Raw genomic sequence first — 4,200 nt, forward strand, 5'->3', positions numbered from 1 at the left:
TAGTGTGGGGTTTCCCCATGTGAGAGTAGGTCATCGTCAAGATTAAATTCCGAAACCCCTATCTGCGTATGCAGGTAGGGGTTTTGTTTTGTCCGCAGGAAAACTGACCTGTAGGGTTTCTATGCAATGGCGCGGGGCATGGCTATCATGCGGCCTCATTGTGAGGCGAGACTTGCATGCTGACATTGTTAAAGCTTCTTAAGGATGGCCGATTCCATTCGGGTCAGGCCCTGGGTGTCGCCTTGGGTATCAGTCGTAGTGCCGTTTGGAAGCAGCTTCAGCATTTAGAAGCTGAGCTGGGATTATCCATTCATAAGGTGCGGGGTCGCGGATATCAACTGGCTGCGCCATTAACGCTGCTTGATCCTGTCGAGATAAAAGAGCGGGCGCCTTCTTGTGATTGGCCCATCCTGGTTTTTGATTCAATTGACTCCACTAATGCCGAGGCTTTGCGTGCCATAGAGCGGGGGCAGGCGGCACCCTTTCTGGTGCTTGCCGAACGACAAACTGCAGGTCGCGGGCGGCGTGGACGTAAATGGGCGAGTCCATTCGCGGAAAACATCTATTACAGCCTCGTGCTGCGTATTGAAGGTGGGATGCGTCAGCTGGAAGGCTTGAGTCTAGTTGTTGGGCTCGCCGTCATGCAGGCCCTCCGTGAGCTTGGTATTTCGGGGGCTGGATTGAAGTGGCCCAATGATGTTCTGGTTGGTCAGAAGAAGATCGCCGGGATATTGCTCGAGTTGGTGGGAGATCCTGCTGATGTGTGTCACGTTGTGCTGGGTGTGGGAATTAATGTGAACATGCAGATTACCGATGAGGTAGATCAGCAGTGGACGTCCATGCGGCTAGAGTCGGGCAAGGTGTTTGATCGAAATCACTTGGTCGGGGAGTTGGGCGCGATGCTCCAGGCATATCTGTGTCGTCATCAAGTCGACGGATTTTCAGCTATCCAGGCAGAGTGGGAGCAAAATCATCTCTGGCAGGGGCGGGCCGTTTCGTTGATCGCAGGTGTTAACCATATAGAAGGCGAAGTGCTGGGTATTGATAGTCAGGGTGCTCTGCGCTTGAAGGTGGGTGGTGTGGAAAAAGTCTTTAGTGGTGGTGAGCTCAGTCTGAGGTTGCGTGATGATTCTTGAGCTCGACTGCGGAAACAGTTTTATCAAGTGGCGTGTGCTCGACGCGGATGTTCGGCGGGTGGTTGGCGAGGGCGTCGTTGATTCGGATCTCGCTTTGTTGGAGAGCTTGAAAACGCTCAAGGGTCTCACTCTCAAGTTTTGTCGGTTGGTCAGTGTCAGGACTACCGATGAAACCAGTGCACTGATTTCTCTGCTGACAGAAGCTTTTGGTGTGTCGGTGGTATGTGCAGCGCCCTCCCGCGAAATGTCCGGGGTTCGTAATGGTTATGAGGAGTTCGAGCGGTTAGGGCTCGACCGTTGGCTGGCGATGCTTGGGGGATTCCAACTGGCTTCGGGTGCGTGCCTTGTGCTTGATTTTGGTACGGCAGTTACTGCGGACTTCATCTCTAGGGATGGAGAGCACCTCGGAGGATTTATATGCCCGGGAATGCCTCTGATGCGAAACCAATTGCGTACCCACACCCGTAGAATTCGTTATGGCGATCTAGCAGCCGAGCGCGCTATGGAAAGTCTCGTTCCTGGTCGGACAACTGTCGAAGCGGTCGAGCGGGGATGCTCGTTGATGCTGAGAGGCTTTGTCCTGACGCAGCTAGAGTTGGCGCGGAGCTATTGGGGGGATGATTTTGCTGTGTTCCTCACTGGAGGAGATGCAAACCTGGTTTCCGAGATCGTGCCTGAGGCCAGGGTTGTTCCTGATCTGGTGTTTGTAGGTTTGGCTATGGCGTGCCCCTTGTCCTGAGGTTTTTATGCGTTGGTTGTTTCTGCTGCTGCTTGTTCTCAATGTGTTCTATTACATCTGGCACCAACAAGAGGCTCCTCTGCGTGCGAAGGATGTAACCCCTTTGAGTTTGTATAGGGGGGCGCAGCAGGATATTCGCTTGTTGAGTGAGACAGCTGATGCGGCTCGTGATAGAGGAAAGTCTACCCAGGCAGGCGATGGTTGCCTTTATCTGGGCGGTTTTGCTCGTCAGGAAGCGGCTCAGGCGGTTGAGCGGCGATTGAGTGGCATGGAAATCAAGTTCGAGTCCTTGCTGAGGCCCCCCGCCGGGTCAGATGGTTACTGGGTGCGTGTGGCACCAGAAAGCCGGCGTTGGCTGGATGACTCGCAGCTGAAAAACCTTTCAAGAGAATTCAATGAGTTAAAACATAAAATAATGCCGTGCGAGGGGGTTGCACCCGCCGAATAGTTTGCATAGAATGGCGCCCGCTTCGCAGTGAAGACCTTTAATGGTTAATACCGCAAAGTGATGTCAACGCAGCTAACCTCAGGTTTTTAATGAGAAAATGCTTGACAGAAGGCTGGCATGATATAGAATGCCGGCTCGCTTAGGAGGGGTTCCCGAGCGGCCAAAGGGATCAGACTGTAAATCTGACGTCTACGACTTCGAAGGTTCGAATCCTTCCCCCTCCACCATTTTTAGCGAGAGCTGCAAGCTCGCGGGTATAGTTTAGTGGTAGAACCTCAGCCTTCCAAGCTGATGATGCGGGTTCGATTCCCGCTACCCGCTCCAAGTTTGCAGATCCTGCATAGCGTTACGCTCTTGTAGCTCAGTTGGTAGAGCACACCCTTGGTAAGGGTGAGGTCAGCGGTTCAAATCCGCTCAAGAGCTCCATATAACAAGGCAGATATGAAAATATCTGCCTTTGTTTTAATGGCTTGTTTGACCTGCTCAATTCTTCTCCTAGGGGTGATTTTGATGGCTAAGGAAAAGTTCGAACGTAATAAGCCACACGTCAACGTTGGTACCATTGGTCACGTCGATCACGGTAAAACCACTCTGACTGCTGCTTTGACCCGCGTCTGTTCCGAAGTTTTCGGTTCGGCAAAGGTTGACTTCGACAAGATCGATAGCGCCCCTGAAGAAAAAGCTCGTGGTATTACCATCAACACCGCTCACGTTGAGTACGATTCGGCTGTGCGTCACTACGCACATGTTGACTGTCCAGGTCACGCTGACTACGTAAAAAACATGATTACCGGTGCTGCCCAGATGGATGGCGCGATTCTGGTTTGCTCGGCCGCTGATGGTCCGATGCCGCAAACCCGTGAGCACATCCTTCTGTCTCGTCAGGTTGGCGTCCCGTACATCGTTGTCTTCCTGAATAAGGCTGACATGGTTGATGATGCTGAGTTGCTGGAACTGGTTGAGATGGAAGTGCGCGACCTGCTGAGCGCTTACGATTTCCCAGGTGATGACACTCCGATCATCATTGGTTCGGCGCTGATGGCGCTGAATGGTCAAGATGACAACGAGATGGGCACTACTGCCGTCAAGAAGTTGGTCGAGACTCTGGATAGCTACATTCCGCAGCCTGAGCGTGCTATTGATAAGCCGTTCCTGATGCCGATTGAGGATGTTTTCTCGATCTCCGGTCGCGGTACTGTTGTGACTGGTCGTGTTGAGCGTGGCATTGTCCGCATTCAGGAAGAAGTTGAGATTGTTGGTCTTCGTGACACTGTCAAAACTACTTGCACTGGTGTTGAGATGTTCCGCAAGCTGCTCGACGAAGGTCGTGCCGGCGAGAACTGCGGCGTATTGCTGCGTGGTACCAAGCGTGATGATGTTGAGCGTGGCCAGGTTCTGGTCAAGCCGGGCACTGTCAAGCCGCACACCAAGTTCACTGCAGAAGTTTACGTTCTGAGCAAGGAAGAAGGCGGTCGTCATACTCCGTTCTTCAAGGGTTACCGTCCGCAGTTCTACTTCCGTACCACGGACGTGACCGGTAACTGCGAATTGCCAGAAGGCGTTGAAATGGTAATGCCTGGTGACAACGTTCAGATGACTGTCACCCTGATCAAAACCATCGCGATGGAAGATGGGCTTCGCTTCGCTATCCGTGAGGGCGGTCGTACCGTCGGCGCTGGTGTCGTAGCTAAAGTCATCGAGTAAGTTGTTGTAATGTCTTTTTCGGGCCGGCATAATGGTCGGCCTGATTTTGTTTTAGGTCAGTAGCTCAATTGGCAGAGCGACGGTCTCCAAAACCGTAGGTTGGGGGTTCGATTCCCTCCTGACCTGCCAGATTCACTTGGTGTGTCTGGCTTTCTTTTCACAGGTTCTTCATA

At 52.7% G+C, this 4,200-nt stretch carries 4 protein-coding genes and 4 tRNA genes; all 8 read left to right on the forward strand.

Translation table 11 applies throughout. The features are described from left to right. Positions 1 to 176 precede the first annotated feature (176 nt). The 8 genes from birA (at position 177) to ACIQU2_RS28850 (ending at position 4,156) form a co-directional block, all read left to right on the forward strand. A complete protein-coding gene (gene birA / locus ACIQU2_RS28815) occupies positions 177 to 1,136 on the forward strand; it encodes a bifunctional biotin--[acetyl-CoA-carboxylase] ligase/biotin operon repressor BirA (RefSeq protein ID WP_347802906.1) in 960 nt (319 codons plus the stop codon). Next, a complete protein-coding gene (locus tag ACIQU2_RS28820) occupies positions 1,126 to 1,875 on the forward strand; it encodes a pantothenate kinase (protein WP_347802907.1) in 750 nt (249 codons plus the stop codon). The genes birA and ACIQU2_RS28820 overlap by 11 nt, the downstream gene beginning before the upstream one ends. Positions 1,876 to 1,882: 7 nt before the next feature. Beyond that, the gene (locus tag ACIQU2_RS28825) at positions 1,883 to 2,323 is read left to right on the forward strand and encodes a hypothetical protein (RefSeq protein WP_347802908.1); all 441 of its coding nucleotides are present in this window, start codon (positions 1,883 to 1,885) and stop codon (positions 2,321 to 2,323) included. Positions 2,324 to 2,465: 142 nt separating this feature from the next. Beyond that, positions 2,466 to 2,550 (forward strand) — tRNA-Tyr (locus tag ACIQU2_RS28830). Between the two features lie 23 nt (positions 2,551 to 2,573). Next, positions 2,574 to 2,647, forward strand: a tRNA-Gly gene (locus ACIQU2_RS28835). 26 nt (positions 2,648 to 2,673) lie between these two features. Continuing rightward, positions 2,674 to 2,749: transfer RNA gene (locus ACIQU2_RS28840), tRNA-Thr, on the forward strand. An 84-nt stretch (positions 2,750 to 2,833) separates the two neighbouring features. Further along, entirely contained in the window at positions 2,834 to 4,027 is a 1,194-nt protein-coding gene (tuf, locus tag ACIQU2_RS28845) for an elongation factor Tu (protein WP_019693885.1), read from the forward strand. 53 nt (positions 4,028 to 4,080) lie between these two features. Continuing rightward, positions 4,081 to 4,156 (forward strand) — tRNA-Trp (locus ACIQU2_RS28850). The last annotated feature ends 44 nt before the right edge of the window (positions 4,157 to 4,200 follow it).

The sequence above is a fragment of the Pseudomonas sp. NPDC098740 genome (assembly GCF_044760065.1).
Classification (GTDB): domain Bacteria; phylum Pseudomonadota; class Gammaproteobacteria; order Pseudomonadales; family Pseudomonadaceae; genus Aquipseudomonas; species Aquipseudomonas rossensis.

Excerpts from the sequence above, each read along its gene's own strand:
- birA (WP_347802906.1), top strand. The coding sequence starts at position 177 with ATGCTGACATTGTTAAAGCTTCTTAAGGATGGCCGATTCCATTCGGGT.
- ACIQU2_RS28820 (WP_347802907.1), top strand. The coding sequence starts at position 1,126 with ATGATTCTTGAGCTCGACTGCGGAAACAGTTTTATCAAGTGGCGTGTG.
- ACIQU2_RS28825 (WP_347802908.1), top strand. The coding sequence starts at position 1,883 with ATGCGTTGGTTGTTTCTGCTGCTGCTTGTTCTCAATGTGTTCTATTAC.
- tuf (WP_019693885.1), top strand. The coding sequence starts at position 2,834 with ATGGCTAAGGAAAAGTTCGAACGTAATAAGCCACACGTCAACGTTGGT.